This is a genomic window from Trinickia sp. (assembly GCF_057351765.1).
The window spans coordinates 62460-81234 of record NZ_JBMRBK010000044.1; the positions used below are offsets into that span (position 1 = coordinate 62460).

The following is an 18775-nucleotide window of genomic DNA, read 5'->3' on the forward strand; positions in this document are numbered from 1 at the left end:
ACTACACGTATCGCGGGTCAATGTAGTGGGAGGGCGATGCCGTCACCATCTTCCGGTATGCCGTCTGCTTCGCTCGCTGTCGGCGACGTCCGCACGAATAGGTTGGTATGCTCCGTCGCGGGCGCGGCTTCGAGGCCGCTTCCTATGAGCAGGGCACTGCAATCGTCCTGCGGATACCCTGTATCGTCTGTTTCTCGGTAGCGATAGCCGTCCGTAGCCAGTACCCACAATCCAGAAGCATGCGCAGGTATTGCCTGGACCTCCGGCGCTTGGAACCGTCTCCCATTCAGCGTCCGCGTGACGACGTGCCGTTTCGATGCATCTGCATTAATACCGAACTTTTCGGATGCGTTGGCCAGTGTGTGGGTTCGGGTTAGCCATTCGATATTCCCGTCCGGAGACTGGACTCCAAACGAGCAATCGCCGCAGAAAAAGACATAAGCGTCTTGCGTTGTATGTGGAAGCAGAATGGCGACATACGACGCTTTCTCTGCAAAGAATCGCTCGGCGCGCAGATGCTTTTGCCCATCGTGAAGCGCTGAAAGTACGGACGTTGCTGAAGGCAGTTCAGCGCTCATGCGGTCGAGAACCTGTGAGATCCAGCAGGCATTGAATTGGATTCCACGTTCACCGCGAGGTGAGGCATCCATGACGACAGAGAAGGTGTAGGTCGCGCATTCAAAAATGCCACATGCATCCCGGTTCTCGGCGCAAGTCGTTCCTTGCTCGCTGTACCACTGCCACTTGGCAAGGATTCGATCGTTCATGTGAGCTTTGTGAAGGAGACGATGAGATCGACACGTTTGTTGATCACTTCTTCACGCGCTGCATTTCCGTTGCTTGCCGCCGCGATTGCATATTCGAAGTCCCGGTGCTCTTGGAGTGCGGCTAGCTGCGAACTGATGTATGCGCGTATTTCGGCATCGGCGTGCAATATTTCGTCGGCAATTTCGGGGCGGCCGTCGAGCAAAGTCAAAATATCTTCCAGGTCGTTGCTCTCCAATGGATCGTTGTTCCCACGCGAGAGATATGCCGCGAGCTTCGTGGCAACGAAATGCACGGGGCGGACAATTTTGACCGCCACGCCTTCACCGATATCACGGAGTTCGGCACTTTCAAGGGCGTCTCGATACCATGCATTCCCAAACTTGAGGATTTCCGCGTCGTCAGGCATGAAATCGACACGCAAGTCAGCCAGGAACATCGCGCAGATCGATGCCTCATCGTCAGGCTGTTCGTGAAAGCCTTTTTCGCGTAGCTGCGCCTTCAGTTTCTCCCAATGTGCGTAGCTCAGTACATGCACGATGAGGTCAACGTCATCCGTGTGCCGGACCTGTTGCTTGGTGTAGAGATCAGTCAGCAGCAGGGCCGTGGTGCAGCCGCCAACGAACGCTACGTTCTGGCAGAGTTCGGGTCCCATCGCTTTCGCGACCGCTCGGATCATCGTGATGTGATCGTCGATGGTAGTCATTTCAGAAATTCAGGAGCCCATGTAGTTGTGCGATGGCGAGCTTGCGTTCGCGAGGCTGGCCGAGGCGGATCGAATCCACGATCGCCAGCAATTTATAGAGCGTCTCGTCGTCACGGATTGCGGTCGTCACGGTCTTGTACAGCGGCTCCACCGCAAGCCCGAGCGTATCGCCACGCGGATCCGGCCAGACCGGCGAATGCTCTCCGGCGTTGCGGAGAATGCCTTCAAAAATAGGTGCCGTGAGCCCTGTAGGAATGCCTCGCGCCAGGCCAAGCGTTTGCGCGGGGAATACGAACCTCACGCCATGCGAAAGGAATTCTTCGAGCGCCCGGCGGTTGACGACAGGGCCACTGCCCTGCCGTTGCGGTTTGGCAAGGCCGCTGGCATAGCAGCGCCCGAGGGCATTGCTGATTTCAGACTTGCTGATGCCGGTGGCGCTCGACAAGCCACGCACGCTATAAGGGTCTAATTCGAGGTTCGATGTGAACGGCAGCATGCTCCCAGCGTCCTCTTCGGCAGTCTCGTGTTTAGGTGCGATGTCTGCGGCGAAGTCGTTGGACGGCTTGCTAGGGGCCGCGGTTGCGGGTTCGGCCTGCCGCTCCAATGCCGCGAGCTTGAGCAGAAGAAAAATGTCTTGACTTTTCATGGTGCGCCGAAAAACGTCTGTCCACGGTCCATGGACAGTGGACAGATTCTTTCGTGATTTACCAGCTCTGTCAATAGGGCCGCCGCGCCCGCCATCGTCGGCATGATCGATGACCGATGGGATGCGGCACGTGCGTATGCCGAGCGCGCTAACGCCGTATTCGTACGCTATCTGATGGAGCGCATGCAGCGCTACGGCGCCGAATCGAGGTGGCGGCGAAGCGTGTTTTGGACGAGGCGGACGACGTAGCCGCTGCGGGTGCCGCGCAAGCTTGGCCGGCATCGACGGCGCATGAGCCGGGACGCCGCGAACGCGCGGGCTGCGCTACCATTCTCCGAAGCGACGAACGCCAGGACCTGGCGTCTGCATGCGGAGGATTCTTTATGCCCTTGACTGGTTTCAACCACTTCAACTTGCGAGCCGATCGACGCACACTCGACGCGCTGCGCGATTTCTATGTCGATGTCATCGGTCTGCGGGTCGGCGAGCGGCCGCCGTTCGCGCATTTCGGCTATTGGCTCTATATCGGCGAACAACCCGTGCTGCATCTGAGTGAAGTCCGTCCGGGCGAAGTGCGTGACACGCATGTGCATGGCACATTCGACCATGTGGCTTTTTCATGCACCGGACTCGACGAATTCGAAGCGCGCCTGCACGCACGCGGTATCGCGTTTCGGCAATCGCACGTGCCGCTGACCCGAACGGACCAGCTCTTTCTTGCCGATCCAGCCGGCAACGGTGTCGAGCTGAATTTTGCAGAGTAAAGGACGTTAAACGGTCGAAACCCGCCCATCCGGCCCATACACGCCGGCTGTTCCCTTCGACGCCGACCCACGCAAGATCGCCAGCGCCTTCTCGTTGTAATTCATGCGCACGCGAATCATGAGCCCGTTGGTCATATTGGCGCGCCGGGCGCGATCGACCACGTCCTGAAGCAGCTTCCATTGCTGGGCGAGCCGGGGCTCGTCCGCGCTCGCGAGCTCCATGCCGCGCTTACCGGCAGGCAGGCCGAGCGCCTTCAGTTGAGCGTCGCGCGCTTTCTCCAGCGACGCGAGCTTGTCGGTCAATTCGGTTTTCTTTTCGAGGATGGCAGGCAGCGTCTCGAGCGGTGACACAGCAGCGAGCGCTTTTTCCTCATAGACCAGCAGCGACGCAAACGCCTCGAGCGTCGCATGTTCTTCCGTCACGGTATTGAGCAGGGCGTCTTTCATCGGATTCGCCAAAATTCGCGCGTGAGCGCTCGTTCATCAGAATCGCCCCGCAACAATGCCGTGCTTGAACGGCCTCAGCCGCCGGACGATTGAGGTTTTTGCAACAAATTGCGCGCGGTTTCGAGGATGCCGTCCGCGATCTTGCCCGTATCGATCGACAGCGTGCCGTCCTTGATGGCCTGCTTGATCGATTCGACTTGCGCAACATCGATGTCGGCTGCGCCCGATGCCGCGAGCGAACGCAGCTGGGACGAAAGGCCCGACAAGCTGACGCTCGCATCGCCGCCGGCCGATGCGCCGGCCGCACCCGCGCCCGCCGTGCCGGCAGTATTGACCGCCGGGGCCGAATCTCCCTGGCGCGCGTTTTGGACGCCGCCCTTGGGCGACGACACGCTGGAGTTGGTGGAGGAGTCGATTTTCACGATTGGCTTCCCAAGGTTCTCGATTTGAATGTGATATCGGCACACCCAAGTCGAACTTTAGCGCAATCGAGTCCGTCGCCTCCCCCCTCAACTGGTCTCCTTTCCCTTCAGTCCCGAGGCCGTAGGCGCTCCGGTCTGTCCCCGTTACATCTGAATTTCCACGGTGGAACCGTCCTTGACGATTCCCGAAATGATCTGGCCCCCCGCGGTCTTGACCCGCACCTGTTGTCCCGGCGACGCGTTGTTCATGACGGCGCCTTCGGACGAAATCGAGAATCCGGTGCCCACCGCGATCACCCTGACCATCTGACCGATCGTCACGGAACTGGCGCTGCGCAGCATGTCCTCGCGCAGCGGCGAGCCCGCGCCGATCCGCGCGAGCGCGACGGCGCCGACGGCTTGCGAGGGATCGGTCACGATGGTGCGCGGCAGGTTGGCGAGGTCGCCTTCACGTGTCATCAGATCGGCCGGAGAAACCACCGCACCCGGTTCGATCTGCCGCGCGGCGAGATAGTAGGTGGCTTCGAGCGAAACGCGCGCTTGCAAATAAAGCGTCCACGGCCGTTCGCCGGCGCAGCGCACGCCCACCGTGGTGCGGCCCCACAGGCGCGCGCCCGGTGGCATGAACGGCACCAGCGTCGTGCACGAGGCGAGGCCGCGCGGGAAGGCGGGCGCGACGGTGATCGTGATCTTGCCCGGCAAGCCGGCCGATTGCTGCTGCAAAAACGTCAGCGCGGTGCGGCGAACGGATTCGCCGTCCTGCTGGCCGGCCGGCACGGCGGCCGCGACCGGTGTGGGTGCCGCGTTGGCCGGCGGGGCGGTGGTTTCGACAGTCCGTGCCGCAGTTTGTGCGGGTGTGGCGGGTGTGCCGGTTTCGGCGAGCCTTGCGGCCTGCGAAGCGCCGTTCGTGGCCGCCGCGCTCGGCCCGCCCGCGCTGGCCGGCCGGTCGATCGGAATCGGCTGCGCGGCCCTGGTCGCGCGCGGCGAAGGCGTGACGACAACCGGGATTACCCGGGACGTGGCCTGCATGGCCGCCACATGCGGCAGCGCGCTGCGGGACGCGGGTTGAGCCGCGGCCTGTTCGCCCGGTCCTGGAATGGTGATCACGCCGGCCGTCGCGCCCGGCTGTACCGGGCGCTCGCCCGGACCGGGGATCGTAATCATGCCCCCCGGTGCCTCGCTACCGTTGCCCACCATACCGCCAGGGCCGCTGGTGGCGCTCAGGGTGCCGACGGCCGGGGCGGCCGGCGCTGCCGAACGCTCGCCGGGCCCGGGAATGTAAATCTGCGTGCCGCCCGTTGGCTGGGCATGGGCCGCCGTTGCCAGGCCCAGGCACGTCACGACCGACGCCGCGAGCCCTAGAACAGCACCGGCGAGCGAGCGCGAAGCGCGTTCGCGCGCCGTCCGCGCGGCGGCGGGCCGTGCTGAGCGCGAAACTGCGGTGGCGGCGAAAAGCGACATCGTGTGTTTCTCCATCGAACTTCGGACAGCCCTCGAAGCGCGAGCTCGTCATGACAACGAATTCTAGAAGCCCGCCCCATCGCGCAAACGTTGAATAGAGGCCTGCTTCCCCGGTTATTCGTCCGATTGGTACTTGACCGCCGCCCATAAGATGCAGTCCATGCAAAAAGGTCTTGCCGGACGGCGCTACAGGGCTCTCCGACAAGGCGAACCGCCTGACTCATTGCTTGGCAACGGAGAAACATTCGATGCTGGACAAACTCGATGCCGAATTCGCCTTCGGCCGTGAAGCGCTCGATGTGCGCGCTTATCGGCAGGAGCTGCTCTCGTCGAACATCGCGAACGCCGATACGCCCGGCTACCGGGCGCGCGACGTCGATTTCGCCTCGTCGCTGGCCGGCGCCCTGAAAAAAGCGGGTGCGCCCGGCACGAGCGCCACGGCGACGGTGGCCGGCACTTCGAATGCCGCGCCGCTGGCCATGGCGCAACCGGCCGGTGTGACGAGCGGCATGGCGATGAACGCGACGGCGCCCGGCCATATGGCCGGCGAGGCGCGGCTCGTGGCCACGGGCGGCTCGAGCCAGGACTACGGTCAACTGAAATACCGCAATCCGACGCAGCCCGCGCTCGACGGCAACACCGTCGATCTCGACGCGGAGCGCGTGCAGTTCGCGGACAACTCGCTGCATTACGAATCGGGCATGACGGTTCTGACGCAGCAGATCAAGACGATGCTCGCGGCGATTACGTCGGGCGGCTGATGCCGCTCACCAGACACTTCGCCGCAGCCAACGAATAAATCGCTACGGGGCATTAACAGGAAAGCAAGGAGGCCACGCCGTCATGTCATTGATGAACATCTTCACGGTTGCCGGTTCGGCGCTCTCGGCACAGTCCGAGCGGCTCAACGTAACCGCGTCGAACCTCGCCAACGCGGATAGCACGACGGGCCCGGACGGCCAGCCGTACCGCGCGAAACAGGTCGTTTTCCAGGTCAAGCCGGTGGGCGGCGCGCACACGGCGTCGGGCCAGCAGATCGGCGGCGTCCAGGTGAGCAACGTCATCGACGATCCCACGCCGATGAAGACCACCTACGACCCGAGCAACCCCTCGGCGGACGAGAACGGCTACGTCACGCGTCCGAACGTCGATCCGGTCCAGGAAATGGTCAACATGATCTCGGCATCGCGCTCGTATCAGGCCAACGTCGAGACGTTGAACACGGCCAAGAACCTGATGCTGAAAACACTCACGATCGGCACCTGAGGAGAAACTTCGTGACTTCATCCAGTACGACCATCGCCTCCGGCGGCACGGTCTCGCAGTCGCTGCTCGACACGATGAACGGAGCGTCTTCGTCGTCCGGTTCGTCGAGCACGTCGTCCACCGGCAACGCGACGACCGATCTGCAGAACACCTTTCTGCAGCTGCTCGTCACGCAGTTGAAGAACCAGGACCCGACCAATCCGATGGACAGCTCGCAGATGACTTCGCAGCTGGCCCAGATCAATACGGTAACGGGGATCAGCCAGCTCAATACATCGCTCACCTCGCTCGCCTCGCAGCTCGCCGCCGGCCAGAACGCGCAGACCTCGCTGCTCATCGGCCAGAACGTGCTCGTGCCGGGCAACACCGCGACGGTGTCGAGCGGCAGCTCGTCGGGCTTCGGCTTCACGCTTTCGCAAGCGGTCACGGATCTGAAGGTCACGATCAAGGATTCGTCGGGCAACGTAGTCAATAGCGTCGACCTCGGCGCGCAGGCAGCCGGCACGGTGCCGGTGGGCTGGACGCCGACCGACGCATCGGGCAACACGCTGCCCGATGGCACCTACACGATTTCGGCGCAAGGCACGACGAGCGCCGGCACCTCGGCCACGGGCATTACGACCCTGACGGGCCAGCAGGTGGTGAGCGTCGTGCAGCAGAGCTCGGGCAAGCAGGGCCTGCTGCTCAGAAACGGCACCACGGTCGATTCGACGAGCGTCGCAGCGATCCTCTAACCCTTCTTCCAGAACACTCGCGCAGGAGACCCGACAATGGGCTACCAACAAGGTTTGAGCGGCTTGTCCGCATCGGCGAACGACCTCGATGTCATCGGCAACAACATCGCGAATGCGAACACGACGGGCTTCAAGGAAAGCACGGCGCAGTTCGCCGACGTCTACGCCAATACGATCGCCACGACCGTGAGCAACCAGATCGGTCTCGGCACGCGGCTCGCCAGCGTCCAGCAGGATTTTTCGCAAGGCACGATCAACACCACGGGCCAGGCGCTCAACGTGGCCATCAACGGCACGGGCTTTTACCAGATGTCGAACAACGGCACGCTGACCTACTCGCGTGACGGCGTCTTCCAGATGGACAAGAGCGGCTATATCACCGACGCGCAGGGTCTCAAGCTGATGGGCTATGCGGCCGGTGCGAACGGCGTCATCAACACCGCTTCGACGGTGCCTATCCAGGTGCCGACGACGAATATCGCCCCGCTCGCGACGACGAACATCACGGCGCAACTGAACCTGAATTCGCAGGACACGGTACCGACCGTCACGCCTTTTTCGGCAACGAACTCGCTGACCTACAACTATTCGACGTCGATCCAGAGCTACGACTCGCTCGGCGGTTCGCAGCAGGTCAACATGTACTTCGTCAAGACCGGATCGGGTGCGTGGGACGTGTACTCCGGCACGGCGACCGGCACGGTCAGCAAGGTCGGCGCGGTCGGCTTCGACACGGCGGGCGCGCTTTCGACCACGACCGCCACGGCACCCGCAACGAGCTCGGGCACCGGCATGCTGACCTTCAACATTACGAACTCCGACGGCAGCACGTCGCCGCAGGCGCTGACGCTGAATCTGAGCGGCACGACGCAGTACGGCAGCAAGGACGGCGTGAACAGCCTCGCGCAGGACGGTTACGCCAGCGGCCAGTTGACGAACTTCTCGATCGCCGACGACGGCACGATCACCGGCAACTATTCGAACGGCAAGTCGCAGCCGCTCGGCCAGATCGTGCTCGCGAATTTCTCGGACCCGAACGGGCTGCAGGATCTCGGCGGCAATCAGTTCGCCGAAACAGCGGCTTCCGGCGTACCGCAGATCTCGGCGCCGGGCTCGACGAACCACGGCACGCTGCAAGGCGGCGCGGTCGAAGAGTCGAACGTCGATCTGACGAAGCAGCTCGTCAACCTGATCACGGCGCAGCGCAACTACCAGGCGAACGCGCAGACGATCAAGACGCAGCAGGCGGTCGACCAGGCCGTCATCAACCTGTAAGCGGCTTTGCGCTTCTCAGGACCGGGCACTCACGACTTCATCGGAAAAGGCGAGTCATGGACCGACTGATCTATACGGCGATGACGGGCGCGAGCCAGACGCTCGAGCAGCAGGCCACCGTCGCCAACAACCTGGCGAACGTCTCGACGACGGGCTTTCGCGCGCAACTCTCGACCTACCGGTCGGCGCCGATGAATTTCGGCGATGGCTCGACGATCAACCCCGACACGACGCGCACGTTCGTGCTCTCGTCGACGCCGGGGGCCGATTTCGCGCCGGGTGCGATCTCGCAGACGGGCAACCCGCTCGACGTCGCGATACAAGGCCAGGGCTGGCTGTCCGTGCAAACGGCGGACGGCAACGAAGCCTATACGCGTGCCGGCAATCTTCACGTGGACCAGAACGGGCAGCTCGTGACGGCCAGCAACCTGCCGGTGGTCGGCAGCGGCGGGCCCATTTCGATTCCGCCCGGCGCCGAGGTCACGATAGGCAAGGACGGCACGATCACGGCGTTGATGCCGGGCGATCCGCCCGCAGCGCTTGCCGTCATCGACCAATTGAAGCTCGTCAACCCGAGCCCGGGTTCGTTGCAGCGCGGCGACGACGGACTCTTCCGCGCGGCCGACGGCCAGCCGGCCGATGCGGATCCCACTGTCACGGTGGCCTCGGGCGCGCTCGAGGGCAGCAACGTCAATCCCGTGGCGGCGATGGTCTCGATGATTACCAACGCACGGCAGTTCCAGATGCAGACCAAGCTGCTCCAGACGGCCGATCAGAACGAGCAGACGGCAAACCAGCTGCTGCAGTTCAGCTGACCGGTTCGCTCGACGAAACCGGCCCCCTCATTTCAGGAGAAGTTTTACCGTGAACCGCTCGCTCTATATCGCCGCCACGGGCATGAACGCCCAGCAGGCCCAGATGGACGTGATCTCGAACAACCTGTCCAACGTCAGCACGAACGGGTTCAAGGGTTCGCGCGCCGTGTTCCAGGATCTCATCTATCAAACGCTGCGCCAGCCCGGTGCGAACTCGACTCAGCAAACGGAGCTGCCCTCCGGCAGCCAGATCGGCACCGGTGTGGAGCAAGTCGCCACGGAGCGCCTCTACACGCAGGGCAATCTGCAGCAAACGGGCAACTCGAAGGACATCGCCATCAACGGCAACGGCTTCTTCCAGGTGCAGATGCCCGACGGCACGACGGCTTACACGCGCGACGGCTCGTTCCAGACCAACGCGCAGGGCCAGCTCGTCACGTCGAGCGGCTACCAGGTGATTCCGGCCATCACGATTCCGCAAAACGCGACCTCGATGACGATCGGCACCGACGGCGCGGTCAGCATCACCGTGGCCGGCTCGACGACGAATCAGACCATCGGCACGGTGCAACTGGCCACCTTCATCAATCCGGCCGGTCTCGAATCGAAAGGTCAGAACCTGTTGATGGAAACCGCTTCGTCGGGCGCGCCGAACGTCTCGACGCCGGGCCTGAACGGCGCCGGCACGCTCAATCAGGGCTACGTCGAAGCGTCGAACGTTAACGTCGTGCAAGAGCTCGTGAACATGATCCAGACGCAGCGCGCGTACGAAATCAACAGCAAGGCGGTCCAGACTTCGGACCAGATGCTGCAGACCTTGAGCCAGATGTCGGTTTAAGGCGGTCAGCAGCATTCTCGAAGAAACAGGCGGTAAAGGAAGATGTCGCACACGAGCCCCATTCCGTTTCGCATGCGCACGCTGCGTGCAACGCTCTCGCTGATCCACGCAGGCGCGCTCGCAGGCCTGCTGACGAGCACGTTCGCCGGCTGTGCGTATGTCGAGCACCGGGAGCCGATCACGCAGCAGCCGATGACGGCCACGCCGCCGTTGCCTCCGGCGCCGCAGCCCACCGGATCGATCTACAACCCCGGGTTTGCGGGCAGGCCCCTTTTCGAAGACCAGCGGCCGCGCAATATCGGCGACATCCTGACGATCGTGATTCAGGAAAAGATCAACGCGACGAAGTCCTCCGCAGCGGGCGCCGGCCGCGCGGGCTCGACGGCGACGTCGGTCCCGACCGCGGGCTTTCTCGGCGGTTTGTTCAACAAGGTCAACCTGAGCGCGTCGGGCAGCAATACGTTCCAGGGTACGGGCGGTGCGAACGCGTCGAACACGTTCGACGGCACGATCACCGTCACGGTCACGAACGTGCTGCCCAACGGCAACCTCGTCGTGAGCGGCCAGAAGCAGATGCTCATCAACCAGGGCAACGAGTTCGTGCGTTTTTCCGGGGTCGTCAATCCGAACACCGTCGCGGGCGACAACAGTGTGCTCTCGACGCGCGTGGCCGACGCGCGCATCGAATACTCGGCCAAGGGCTACATCAACGAGGCAGAGACGATGGGCTGGCTGCAACGATTTTTCCTGAACGTCTTGCCGTGGTGATCATGGATACCGTTTCCACTCGGCGTGTCGGCGCGGCATTACGCGGCTTGCTCACGCTCATCGTCCTTCCCGCCATGCTGGTATTCGCGGGCAACGCACATGCCGAGCGGTTGAAGGATCTCGTGCAATTCCAGGGCGTGCGGGACAATCCGCTCATCGGCTACGGCTTGATCGTCGGTCTCGACGGCACGGGCGATCAGACGACGCAAACGCCGTTCACGACGCAAACGCTCACGAACATGCTCGCCAACCTCGGCATTTCGCTGAACAGCAACGGCTCGAGCGGTTCGTCGGCATCGTCGAACATGCAACTGAAGAACGTCGCCGCGGTGATGGTCACCGCAACCCTGCCGCCGTTTGCGCGTCCGGGCGAGGCGATCGACGTGACAGTCTCGTCGCTCGGCAATGCGAAGAGCCTGCGGGGCGGCACGCTGCTGCTCACGCCGCTCAAGGGTGCCGACGGCCAGGTCTATGCGCTCGCTCAGGGCAACGTCGCCATCGGCGGCGCCGGCGCCAGCGCGAACGGCAGCAAGGTGCAGATCAACCAACTCGCGGCCGGCCGGATCACGGGCGGCGCGATCGTCGAGCGCTCGGTGCCGACGCAGGTCTCGCAGGCCGGGACGCTGCAAATGGAACTCAACGATATGGACTACGACACGACGCAGCGTGTCGTGGCGGCTGTCAACAACATGTTCGGCAGCGGGACGGCGATGCCGCTCGACGGCCGCACGATCCAGTTGCGGGCGCCCACCGACCCGGCGCAGCAGGTCGCCTTCATGGCGCAGCTTCAGAACATCGAAGTCAAACCGGCCCAGGCCGCGGCCAAGGTGATTCTCAACGCGCGCACGGGCTCGATCGTGATGAACCAGATGGTGACGCTGCAAAACTGCGCCGTGGCGCACGGCAATCTGTCGGTCATCGTCAATACGACGACGGCAGTCAGCCAGCCCAACGCATTCTCGAACGGTTCGACGGTGGCGGTGCCGCAGTCGCAGATTCAGCTCAAGCAGGACAATGGCGCATTGAAGTTCGTGACGGCCGGCGCGAATCTCGCCGAAGTCGTCAAGGCGCTCAACACGCTTGGCGCCACGCCCGCGGATCTCATGTCGATCCTGCAGGCAATGAAGGCCGCAGGCGCGTTGCGCGCGGACCTCGAGATCATATAAGGGCTCGTCAGCGCGTATTCGACGGGCTCCCAGGAGGCACAGATGGAATCGAACGTACCCAACACCGCAGTGGATTTGTCGCAGCGCTTCGCGCTCGACGTGCAAGGCTTCGACGCCTTGCGCGCTCAAGCCGCCGCGTCTCCGCAACAAAGCCTCAAGGGGGTGGCCAAGCAGTTCGATGCCGTGTTTCTGCAAATGATGCTCAAGAGCATGCGCGAGGCGACGCCGCAAGACAGCCCGCTGGATTCGCGCGACGGCGCGCAGTTCACGTCGATGCTCGACGAGCAGCTCGCCCAGCAGATGTCGTCCAAGGGTGTCGGCGTGGCCGATGCGCTGATCAAGCAGCTCTCGCGCAGCGTCCCGGGTGCCGGCGCGAACGGCGCGGCGGGTGCGTCAGGGGCTTCGGGCGCGATGGGCGCGCTCGGTGCTGCCGGTAGCGGGGGCGGCATCGGTGCCGAAGGCAATGCGGCAATGATGAACGCGCTGGCGCGCGCCTATTCGAACGCGGCGGCCAACGGCTCGCTGTCGAAGGGCGCCGGCTATTCGGCCGCGAGCTCGCTCACGCCGCCGTTGCACGGCAACGGCAATTCGTCGAAAGTCGATGCGTTCGTCGACAAGATGGCTGCGCCGGCCCAGGCCGCGGCGGCGGCAACGGGTATTCCCGCGCGGTTCATCATCGGCCAGGCGGCGCTCGAATCGGGCTGGGGCAAGGGCGAGATCAGGAATGCGAACGGCTCGCCGAGCCACAACGTATTCGGCATCAAGGCCACCAAGGACTGGACGGGCAAGACGGTATCGACGGTCACGACCGAGTACGTGAACGGCCGGCCCCGCAAGGTGGTCGAGAAGTTCCGCGCCTACGATTCGTATCAGGACGCGATGACGGATTACGCGAACATGCTGCGCAACAATCCGCGCTACGCATCGGTCGTCAACAACGCGCACGATGCCGCAAGCTTTGCACACGGGATGCAGCGGGCCGGTTACGCAACGGACCCGCATTACGCGAAGAAACTGATTTCCATCATGCAGCAGATGGTGTGATGACGAAATCTGCTCACGGGGGTGCCTTCGGGCGCGACGGGGCCAGGCAGTAGAAGACGGTACGGCCGGCTATCGAAAGATGGCTGGCCGAAGCCGCAACTTTCAAATATCGGGGCATCGACTCACTCAGGGATCGGAGCCGCCCGACAATCTCATCGGATTTGCCCGCTTCGGCCCGCCCAGACTGGCGCTCGCGCGGTTAACAAAAATTAGAAAAATTATTTCCGGATTGCCTCTAAACTTTGCACGTTTGATGCCGCTAATCAGATAGTCCCTTTTCGGATCGCCGCAAGGTATCCGAAAGCACGTGCGTCGGCGCTTTGCGCGCTCTGACGCGACCACGCATACGGCAAGCCCATGGATACCAATCAGTCGAACGATTCGATGGAGGAAGACGTAGAACCCGCTCTCGACTTCGGGCGGCGCAATCCGCTTGAAATCGGGGTGCAACTGCGCAACCTCGCCAATCGCGGAGACTTTTTGACCGTTCAATACAAGAGCGGTCAGCTCGTCACGCGTATTCTCGATGTCGATGTGAGAGAGCGCACGTTCATCTTCGACTGGGGCGCGCTGGCCGAGCAAAACCGCGGCATGCTCGCCTCGCCGAGCTGTACGTTCCGGGCCTCGCCCGAAGGCGTGCGCGTCGAGTTTTCCACGCCGACGCCGGCCGAGACCCGCTTCGAAGGGCTCCCCGCGTTCGAGGCGGCGTTTCCCGAAGTGCTCTACTACGTGCAGCGGCGCGAGTATTTCCGCGTCGATGCGCCCATTCTCGATCCGTACTTCTGCCGCGGCCAACTGCCCGAGGGCGAGGCGTTCCGCTTCGAGATCCACGACATTTCACTCGGCGGCATCGGCCTGCGCACGGCCGACGAGCGCGTCGTCGAATTGCCGATGGGCGCGACGCTGCAAGACGTCGAGGTCAATCTGAACGGACACGGTACGCTCTCGCTCGATCTCGAGCTCGTTTCGCTGCGCGCGACCGAACTGCCCAACGGCGGCCGGCGCTACCAGCTCGGCATGCGGTTCGTATCGCTACCCGGCAGCGCCGAAAACACCCTGCAGCGGCTGATTACGCAACTCGAAATGAAGCGCCGCTCGCTCGTGCGCGCCTGAAGACGAAACGGTCGCGCCGCGCTGGCGCGCGACCGCCCCACGCGGGTCTCCCCGGCCCGCCCACCGATGCCGAAAAAGCGTCGCGTCATGTCGATCTGTGCCCTTAAATTTTCCGGCGCGCGGCCGATATACATGTGTTCCCTCAACGAGGCGGTGGCAACGAAGCTCGCCGTCCTTCAGGAAGACGCATGTCCAACAACATCTTCAGCATCGGCCTTTCGGGGCTGGCGGCCGCCCAGTGGGGCCTGACGACGACGAGCAACAACATCAGCAACGCGTCGACCACGGGCTACACCGTGGAGAATCCCGTCTACGCCGAAGCGAGCGGGCAGTACACGGGCGCGGGGTACATGGGCGGCGGCGTGTCGTCGGTGACCGTGGCGCGCAACTACAGCCAGTACCTCTCGACCGAGCTCAACAACGCGCAATCGACGAGCAGTGCGCTGACCACGAACTATTCGATGGCCTCGCAGCTGAACAACCTGATCGGCAGCCCGACGGCCGGGATCTCCACGGCCATCACCGCCTACTTCACGGGCTTGCAGAACGTCGCGAACGATCCGAGCAGCCTCGCCACGCGCCAGGGCGCGATGAGCGCCGCGCAAACGCTCGCGAGCCAGATCACCGCGACCGGCGCGCAATACGACCAGCTGCGCCAAACGGTGAACCAGCAATTGACGACGACCGTCAACCAGATCAACGGCTATTCGAAGCAGATCGCGGACCTCAACGCGCAGATCGCGAACGCGAGCGGGCAGGGGCAGCCGCCGAACCAGCTGCTCGACCAGCGCGATCAGGCTGTTGCCGACCTCTCGAAGGCGGTGGGTGTCTCCGTCGTACAGGGCGCGAACGGCTACAGCGTTTTTCTGAGCAGCGGTCAGCCGCTCGTGGTCTCGAACCAAAGCTTCGATCTGGGCACCAAAGTGTCGTCGGGCGACCCGAGCGAACTGGATGTCACTTATAACGGGCTTGCGGGCACGACGCCTGCGACGACGCAATATCTGTCCAGCTCGGTGCTCTCGGGCGGAACCGTCGGCGGCTTGCTCACGTTTCGCAGCCAGACGCTCGATCCGGCGCAAGCGCAGCTTGGCGCCGTCGCCACGAGCTTCGTGAACCAGGTCAATTCGCAAAACACGCTCGGTCTGGACCTGTCGGCCAATGTGGGCGGCAACCTGTTCAGCGTGGCGGCGCCGACCGTCTACTCGAATCTGCAAAACACCGGCACCTCCACGCTGTCGGTGGCGTTCGCCAACGGCTCGCAGCCGACTGCCGGCGACTACACGCTGTCATACAACGGCACCACCTATACCCTGACGGACAACGCGTCGGGCTCGACGATCGGCACGAGCACGGCGCTGGGTGCCGGTTCGGTGACGATAGGTGGCCTCGCATTGACGCTCTCCGGGACGATGAACTCGGGCGATTCGTTCACGATCCAGCCGACGCGCGGCGCACTGAACAGCTTCGCGCTCGCCACGTCGAACACGTCGGCGATTGCGGCGGCGTCACCGGTGCTCGTGTCGACATCGACCACGAATACGGGCACGGGGACCGTCACGCAAGGCACGGTCTCGGCCGGCTACACGCTGCCGGCCACGCCGCTCACGCTGACCTACAACTCGGCGACGAATACGCTCGACGGCTGGCCTGCCGCCGCGAGCGTTTCGGTGAACGGCGCGGCCGCGACCACGGGAACGTCGTTCCCGTACGCGGCGGGCAACACGTACACCTACAACGGCATGACCTTCACGATGAGCGGCGCGCCCGCGAACGGCGACACGCTCACGATTGCGAAGAACACCGGCACGGCCGATGGCCGCAACGCGCTGGCGATGTCGAAGCTCGTCTCCACCACGACGCTCGGCAATGGCACGGCCACCTTGACGGGCGCCTACGCGAACTACGTCAACAACGTCGGCAACGCGGCCACCCAGCTGAAATCGGCGAACACCGCGCAAACGGCGCTCGTTTCGCAGATCACGGCGGCACAGCAATCGGTCTCGGGTGTGAACCTCGATGAGGAAGCGGCCAACCTGTTGAAGTATCAGCAGCTCTATCAGGCCAACAGCAAAGTCATTCAGTCCGCCGAGTCGATGTTCCAGACTCTGATGGGTATCTTCGGCTAAGGTGCAAAGCGATGCGTATTTCTTCCTCACAGTTGTTCGCGCAAAGTGTCCAGACGATGGACAACCAGCAGTCGTCGCTCAATCAGCTCTATCAGCAGATTTCGACGGGGCAGTTGCTGCAGACGCCGGCCGACAATCCGCTCTATGCGGCGCAGGCCGTGCAGTTGACGATGACGACGGCGACGCTCACGCAGTACACGACGAATCAGAACTCGGCGCAGACCTCGCTGCAAATCGAGGACAAGACGCTTTCGAGCGTGACCAACGTCATGCAGAGCATCAATTCGCTGATCGTGCGCGCCGGCGACGGCACGTTGCAGGACTCCGATCGCGTGTCCATCGCGAAGACGATGCAAGGCTATCGCGACCAGTTGCTGACGCTCGCGAACACGAGCGACAGTTCCGGGAACTACCTCTTTTCGGGTTTCCAGGCCACGACGCAACCCTTCACGAACAATGCCGCGGGCGGCGTGAACTATCTGGGCGACAATGGCCAGCGCCAGGTGCAGGTGGCCGATTCGCATCAGATCACGACGAACGATACGGGCGCGAGCGTGTTTTTGTCGGTGCCGTCGATCGGCACCTCGCCTGTTGCCGCGGGCTCGGCCGCTAACACGGGAACGGGCGTCATCGGCCGCGTGGCGAACAACAATCCTTCGGTTGCGACGAACGGCGACAAGTTCACGATCACGTTTGGCGGAACGGCCGCCGCGCCGACCTACACGGTGACGGACAATACGACCGGCTCGACGACGGCTGCCACCGCGTTCACGGCCAATGCGCCGATCGCGCTCGGCACCGGTATGACGGTGTCGATTTCGGGTGCGCCGAATCCGGCCGATACGTTCACGGTGACGCCCGCGACGACTTCGGCGAACAGCAGCGTGTTCTCGACGATCGATTCGATGATCGCCTCGCTTCAGACGCCGGCGGACAACAACCCGGCGGCCAAGGCGACGCTGTCGAACGATCTGGCGACGGGCCTGACGCGCTTTCAAAACTCGCTGACGGCAATCACGGTGGTGCAGGCGTCGGTGGGCGGGCGCGAGCAGGAGCTGACGGCACTGCAGACGACGACGAAGAACAACTCGCTGCAGGCGACGAACGACCTGTCGAACGTGACCGATGTCGACATGGTGTCGGCGATCAGCCAATACCAGCTCACGCAAAACGCGTTGCAGGCGGCGCAGCAAAGCTTCGTGAAGATTCAGGGGCTGTCGCTGTTCCAGTACATGTAATCGAAGCCCGGCGTCAGCGTTGGCGCGCAGGCGGCTCGGAACGAGGCGAGCTCGCCGACGCGCTCAAGGATGGGGTGCGAGCGATCCTGCCACGCGCCCCATCGCATCGACGCCAAGATCGAACAGATGCGCGAAAAACGGAATCATATTGGGCAGCATGAGCTGCACGAGCAGCAGCCCGACCATCAACGTGACCGGAAAGCCGACCTGAAAAACGCCGATTTGCGGCGCGGCCCGGTTCAGGATGCCGAGCGATAACGTCGCCACGAGCAGTGCGACGACGACCGGCAGCGCGAGCAGCAGCCCCGCCGAGAAAATCGCGCCACCCCATTGGACGAGCGTGCGCCAGCCCGGCGCGCTCAGTAGCGCGGCGTCGATCGGCACCGACTGAAACGAACCGATCAACGCGTTGATCACTTGCAAGTGCCCATCGAAGGCGAGAAAGGCCAGCAGCGCGATCGTATGCAGATAGCGCGAGACGACTTCCGACGAAGCGTTCGAGCTCGGATCGAAAAACGTGGCGAAGCCGAGCCCCATTTGCAGCCCGATCAGCGATCCGGCCATCTCGATGGCCGTGAACGCGAGCTGCATCGTAAGGCCGAGCGCCGCGCCGACGATGAACTGATTGACCATGATCCAGACGCCCTGCGCCGAGAACACGGTCACGGCCGGCAGCGCGCCGAGGGTCGGCGCCACGATGAGCGTGATAAAGGCGGCCAAACCGATCTTCACACGGGCGGGCACGCTCGACTGGCTGAACGCGGGCGCGGTGGCAACGAGCGCGGCAATGCGCACGAATGGCCAAAGAAACGCGGTCAGCCAGGCGTTCAGCTGAGCGTAGGTGACGGTGAGCATCGTCGTGCCGGGCCGGTGCTGGCTGAGCGCTAATGCACGCTCAGCCGGCCAGCGAGGGAATGCTCGTCAGCATCTGGCGCATGTAGTCGAGCACGATCTGCAACATCCACGGTCCTGCGATCACGAGCGTGACGGTCACGGCGACGAGCTTCGGAATGAACGACAGCGTGGCCTCGTTGATCTGTGTGGCTGCCTGAAAAAAACTGACGAGCAGGCCCACGACGAGCGAGACGAGGAGCGGCGGCGCGGTCAGCAGCAACGCGACGTACATCGCGCGGTGAGCGAGGGTGAGAACGGATTCCGGCGTCATGGCGGCAACTTCGAAG

21 protein-coding genes are annotated in these 18775 nt (G+C 63.4%); 13 read left to right on the top strand and 8 right to left on the bottom strand.

The genetic code is table 11. The features are described from left to right. Positions 1-17 precede the first annotated feature (17 nt). Genes ACO1XS_RS12665 through ACO1XS_RS12675 form a run of 3 tightly spaced genes read right to left on the bottom strand, consistent with a single transcriptional unit; the run spans position 18 to position 2399 of the window. Positions 18-767, bottom strand: coding sequence for a PP2C family serine/threonine-protein phosphatase (locus tag ACO1XS_RS12665; protein ID WP_486390819.1), 750 nt, complete (start codon positions 765-767; stop codon positions 18-20). Then, a complete protein-coding gene (locus ACO1XS_RS12670; RefSeq protein WP_486390820.1) occupies positions 764-1471 on the bottom strand; it encodes a hypothetical protein in 708 nt (235 codons plus the stop codon). The genes ACO1XS_RS12665 and ACO1XS_RS12670 overlap by 4 nt, the downstream gene beginning before the upstream one ends. 1 nt (position 1472) lies before the next feature. Next, complete coding sequence (locus tag ACO1XS_RS12675) at positions 1473-2399, bottom strand: hypothetical protein (protein ID WP_486390821.1); 927 nt, start codon at positions 2397-2399, stop codon at positions 1473-1475. Positions 2400-2500: 101 nt separating this feature from the next. Here ACO1XS_RS12675 and ACO1XS_RS12680 point away from each other — a divergent pair, with 101 nt between their 5' ends. Continuing rightward, positions 2501-2881, top strand: coding sequence for a VOC family protein (locus tag ACO1XS_RS12680; protein WP_331571345.1), 381 nt, complete (start codon positions 2501-2503; stop codon positions 2879-2881). Between the two features lie 6 nt (positions 2882-2887). On the opposite strand, the gene ACO1XS_RS12685 is transcribed toward ACO1XS_RS12680, so the two are convergent. From ACO1XS_RS12685 to flgA, 3 genes are all read right to left on the bottom strand, one after another. Continuing rightward, a complete protein-coding gene (locus ACO1XS_RS12685; protein ID WP_331571337.1) occupies positions 2888-3328 on the bottom strand; it encodes a flagella synthesis protein FlgN in 441 nt (146 codons plus the stop codon). A 74-nt stretch (positions 3329-3402) separates the two neighbouring features. Continuing rightward, positions 3403-3750, bottom strand: coding sequence for a flagellar biosynthesis anti-sigma factor FlgM (gene flgM / locus ACO1XS_RS12690; RefSeq protein WP_331571335.1), 348 nt, complete (start codon positions 3748-3750; stop codon positions 3403-3405). A gap of 144 nt (positions 3751-3894) precedes the next feature. Continuing rightward, positions 3895-5211 carry a flagellar basal body P-ring formation chaperone FlgA gene (flgA, locus tag ACO1XS_RS12695; protein WP_486390822.1) on the bottom strand — a complete coding sequence of 439 codons (1317 nt, stop codon included), beginning with the start codon at positions 5209-5211 and terminating at the stop codon, positions 3895-3897. A gap of 248 nt (positions 5212-5459) precedes the next feature. Here flgA and ACO1XS_RS12700 point away from each other — a divergent pair, with 248 nt between their 5' ends. The 12 genes from ACO1XS_RS12700 to flgL all read left to right on the top strand — a co-directional run bounded on the left by ACO1XS_RS12700 (position 5460) and on the right by flgL (position 17594). Beyond that, complete coding sequence (locus ACO1XS_RS12700) at positions 5460-5972, top strand: flagellar basal body rod protein FlgB (protein ID WP_331571332.1); 513 nt, start codon at positions 5460-5462, stop codon at positions 5970-5972. A gap of 82 nt (positions 5973-6054) precedes the next feature. Continuing rightward, positions 6055-6477 (top strand): flagellar basal body rod protein FlgC, encoded by a 423-nt coding sequence (gene flgC, locus ACO1XS_RS12705; protein WP_173255962.1) that lies wholly within the window; start codon positions 6055-6057, stop codon positions 6475-6477. Positions 6478-6488: 11 nt separating this feature from the next. Continuing rightward, a complete protein-coding gene (locus tag ACO1XS_RS12710) occupies positions 6489-7211 on the top strand; it encodes a flagellar hook assembly protein FlgD (RefSeq protein ID WP_331571331.1) in 723 nt (240 codons plus the stop codon). 36 nt (positions 7212-7247) lie between these two features. Further along, on the top strand, positions 7248-8486 hold the full coding sequence (gene flgE, locus ACO1XS_RS12715) for a flagellar hook protein FlgE (RefSeq protein ID WP_331571330.1): 1239 nt from the start codon (positions 7248-7250) through the stop codon (positions 8484-8486). A gap of 56 nt (positions 8487-8542) precedes the next feature. Then, entirely contained in the window at positions 8543-9301 is a 759-nt protein-coding gene (flgF, locus tag ACO1XS_RS12720; RefSeq protein ID WP_331571328.1) for a flagellar basal-body rod protein FlgF, read from the top strand. Between the two features lie 49 nt (positions 9302-9350). Beyond that, the gene (gene flgG / locus ACO1XS_RS12725) at positions 9351-10139 is read left to right on the top strand and encodes a flagellar basal-body rod protein FlgG (protein WP_173255969.1); all 789 of its coding nucleotides are present in this window, start codon (positions 9351-9353) and stop codon (positions 10137-10139) included. Between the two features lie 72 nt (positions 10140-10211). Next, complete coding sequence (locus ACO1XS_RS12730; RefSeq protein WP_440559146.1) at positions 10212-10907, top strand: flagellar basal body L-ring protein FlgH; 696 nt, start codon at positions 10212-10214, stop codon at positions 10905-10907. Between the two features lie 2 nt (positions 10908-10909). Beyond that, positions 10910-12073: a flagellar basal body P-ring protein FlgI gene (locus ACO1XS_RS12735; RefSeq protein WP_414720283.1), complete on the top strand. Its 1164-nt coding sequence runs from the start codon at positions 10910-10912 to the stop codon at positions 12071-12073. A gap of 42 nt (positions 12074-12115) precedes the next feature. Beyond that, entirely contained in the window at positions 12116-13117 is a 1002-nt protein-coding gene (flgJ, locus tag ACO1XS_RS12740) for a flagellar assembly peptidoglycan hydrolase FlgJ (protein WP_486390823.1), read from the top strand. A 357-nt stretch (positions 13118-13474) separates the two neighbouring features. Next, a complete protein-coding gene (locus ACO1XS_RS12745) occupies positions 13475-14230 on the top strand; it encodes a flagellar brake protein (RefSeq protein ID WP_331571324.1) in 756 nt (251 codons plus the stop codon). A 188-nt stretch (positions 14231-14418) separates the two neighbouring features. Next, entirely contained in the window at positions 14419-16356 is a 1938-nt protein-coding gene (gene flgK, locus ACO1XS_RS12750; protein ID WP_331571323.1) for a flagellar hook-associated protein FlgK, read from the top strand. An 11-nt stretch (positions 16357-16367) separates the two neighbouring features. Next, positions 16368-17594, top strand: coding sequence for a flagellar hook-associated protein FlgL (gene flgL / locus ACO1XS_RS12755; protein ID WP_331571322.1), 1227 nt, complete (start codon positions 16368-16370; stop codon positions 17592-17594). Between the two features lie 63 nt (positions 17595-17657). Here flgL and fliR read toward each other — a convergent pair whose 3' ends face one another. Together fliR and fliQ are read right to left on the bottom strand one after the other, a co-directional pair. Further along, a complete protein-coding gene (gene fliR, locus ACO1XS_RS12760; RefSeq protein WP_486390824.1) occupies positions 17658-18449 on the bottom strand; it encodes a flagellar biosynthetic protein FliR in 792 nt (263 codons plus the stop codon). A gap of 40 nt (positions 18450-18489) precedes the next feature. Beyond that, the gene (fliQ, locus tag ACO1XS_RS12765) at positions 18490-18759 is read right to left on the bottom strand and encodes a flagellar biosynthesis protein FliQ (RefSeq protein ID WP_331571319.1); all 270 of its coding nucleotides are present in this window, start codon (positions 18757-18759) and stop codon (positions 18490-18492) included. Between the last annotated feature and the right edge of the window lie 16 nt (positions 18760-18775).

Coding starts and splice junctions, on each gene's coding strand:
- ACO1XS_RS12680 (WP_331571345.1), top strand. CDS start 2,501: ATGCCCTTGACTGGTTTCAACCACTTCAACTTGCGAGCCGATCGACGC.
- ACO1XS_RS12670 (WP_486390820.1), bottom strand. CDS start 1,471: ATGACTACCATCGACGATCACATCACGATGATCCGAGCGGTCGCGAAA.
- flgA (WP_486390822.1), bottom strand. CDS start 5,211: ATGTCGCTTTTCGCCGCCACCGCAGTTTCGCGCTCAGCACGGCCCGCC.
- flgL (WP_331571322.1), top strand. CDS start 16,368: ATGCGTATTTCTTCCTCACAGTTGTTCGCGCAAAGTGTCCAGACGATG.
- ACO1XS_RS12735 (WP_414720283.1), top strand. CDS start 10,910: ATGGATACCGTTTCCACTCGGCGTGTCGGCGCGGCATTACGCGGCTTG.
- fliR (WP_486390824.1), bottom strand. CDS start 18,449: ATGCTCACCGTCACCTACGCTCAGCTGAACGCCTGGCTGACCGCGTTT.
- flgC (WP_173255962.1), top strand. CDS start 6,055: ATGTCATTGATGAACATCTTCACGGTTGCCGGTTCGGCGCTCTCGGCA.
- flgJ (WP_486390823.1), top strand. CDS start 12,116: ATGGAATCGAACGTACCCAACACCGCAGTGGATTTGTCGCAGCGCTTC.
- fliQ (WP_331571319.1), bottom strand. CDS start 18,759: ATGACGCCGGAATCCGTTCTCACCCTCGCTCACCGCGCGATGTACGTC.
- ACO1XS_RS12685 (WP_331571337.1), bottom strand. CDS start 3,328: ATGAAAGACGCCCTGCTCAATACCGTGACGGAAGAACATGCGACGCTC.
- flgF (WP_331571328.1), top strand. CDS start 8,543: ATGGACCGACTGATCTATACGGCGATGACGGGCGCGAGCCAGACGCTC.
- flgK (WP_331571323.1), top strand. CDS start 14,419: ATGTCCAACAACATCTTCAGCATCGGCCTTTCGGGGCTGGCGGCCGCC.
- ACO1XS_RS12675 (WP_486390821.1), bottom strand. CDS start 2,399: ATGCCGGCCAAGCTTGCGCGGCACCCGCAGCGGCTACGTCGTCCGCCT.
- flgE (WP_331571330.1), top strand. CDS start 7,248: ATGGGCTACCAACAAGGTTTGAGCGGCTTGTCCGCATCGGCGAACGAC.
- ACO1XS_RS12730 (WP_440559146.1), top strand. CDS start 10,212: ATGCGCACGCTGCGTGCAACGCTCTCGCTGATCCACGCAGGCGCGCTC.
- ACO1XS_RS12665 (WP_486390819.1), bottom strand. CDS start 767: ATGAACGATCGAATCCTTGCCAAGTGGCAGTGGTACAGCGAGCAAGGA.
- ACO1XS_RS12745 (WP_331571324.1), top strand. CDS start 13,475: ATGGATACCAATCAGTCGAACGATTCGATGGAGGAAGACGTAGAACCC.
- ACO1XS_RS12700 (WP_331571332.1), top strand. CDS start 5,460: ATGCTGGACAAACTCGATGCCGAATTCGCCTTCGGCCGTGAAGCGCTC.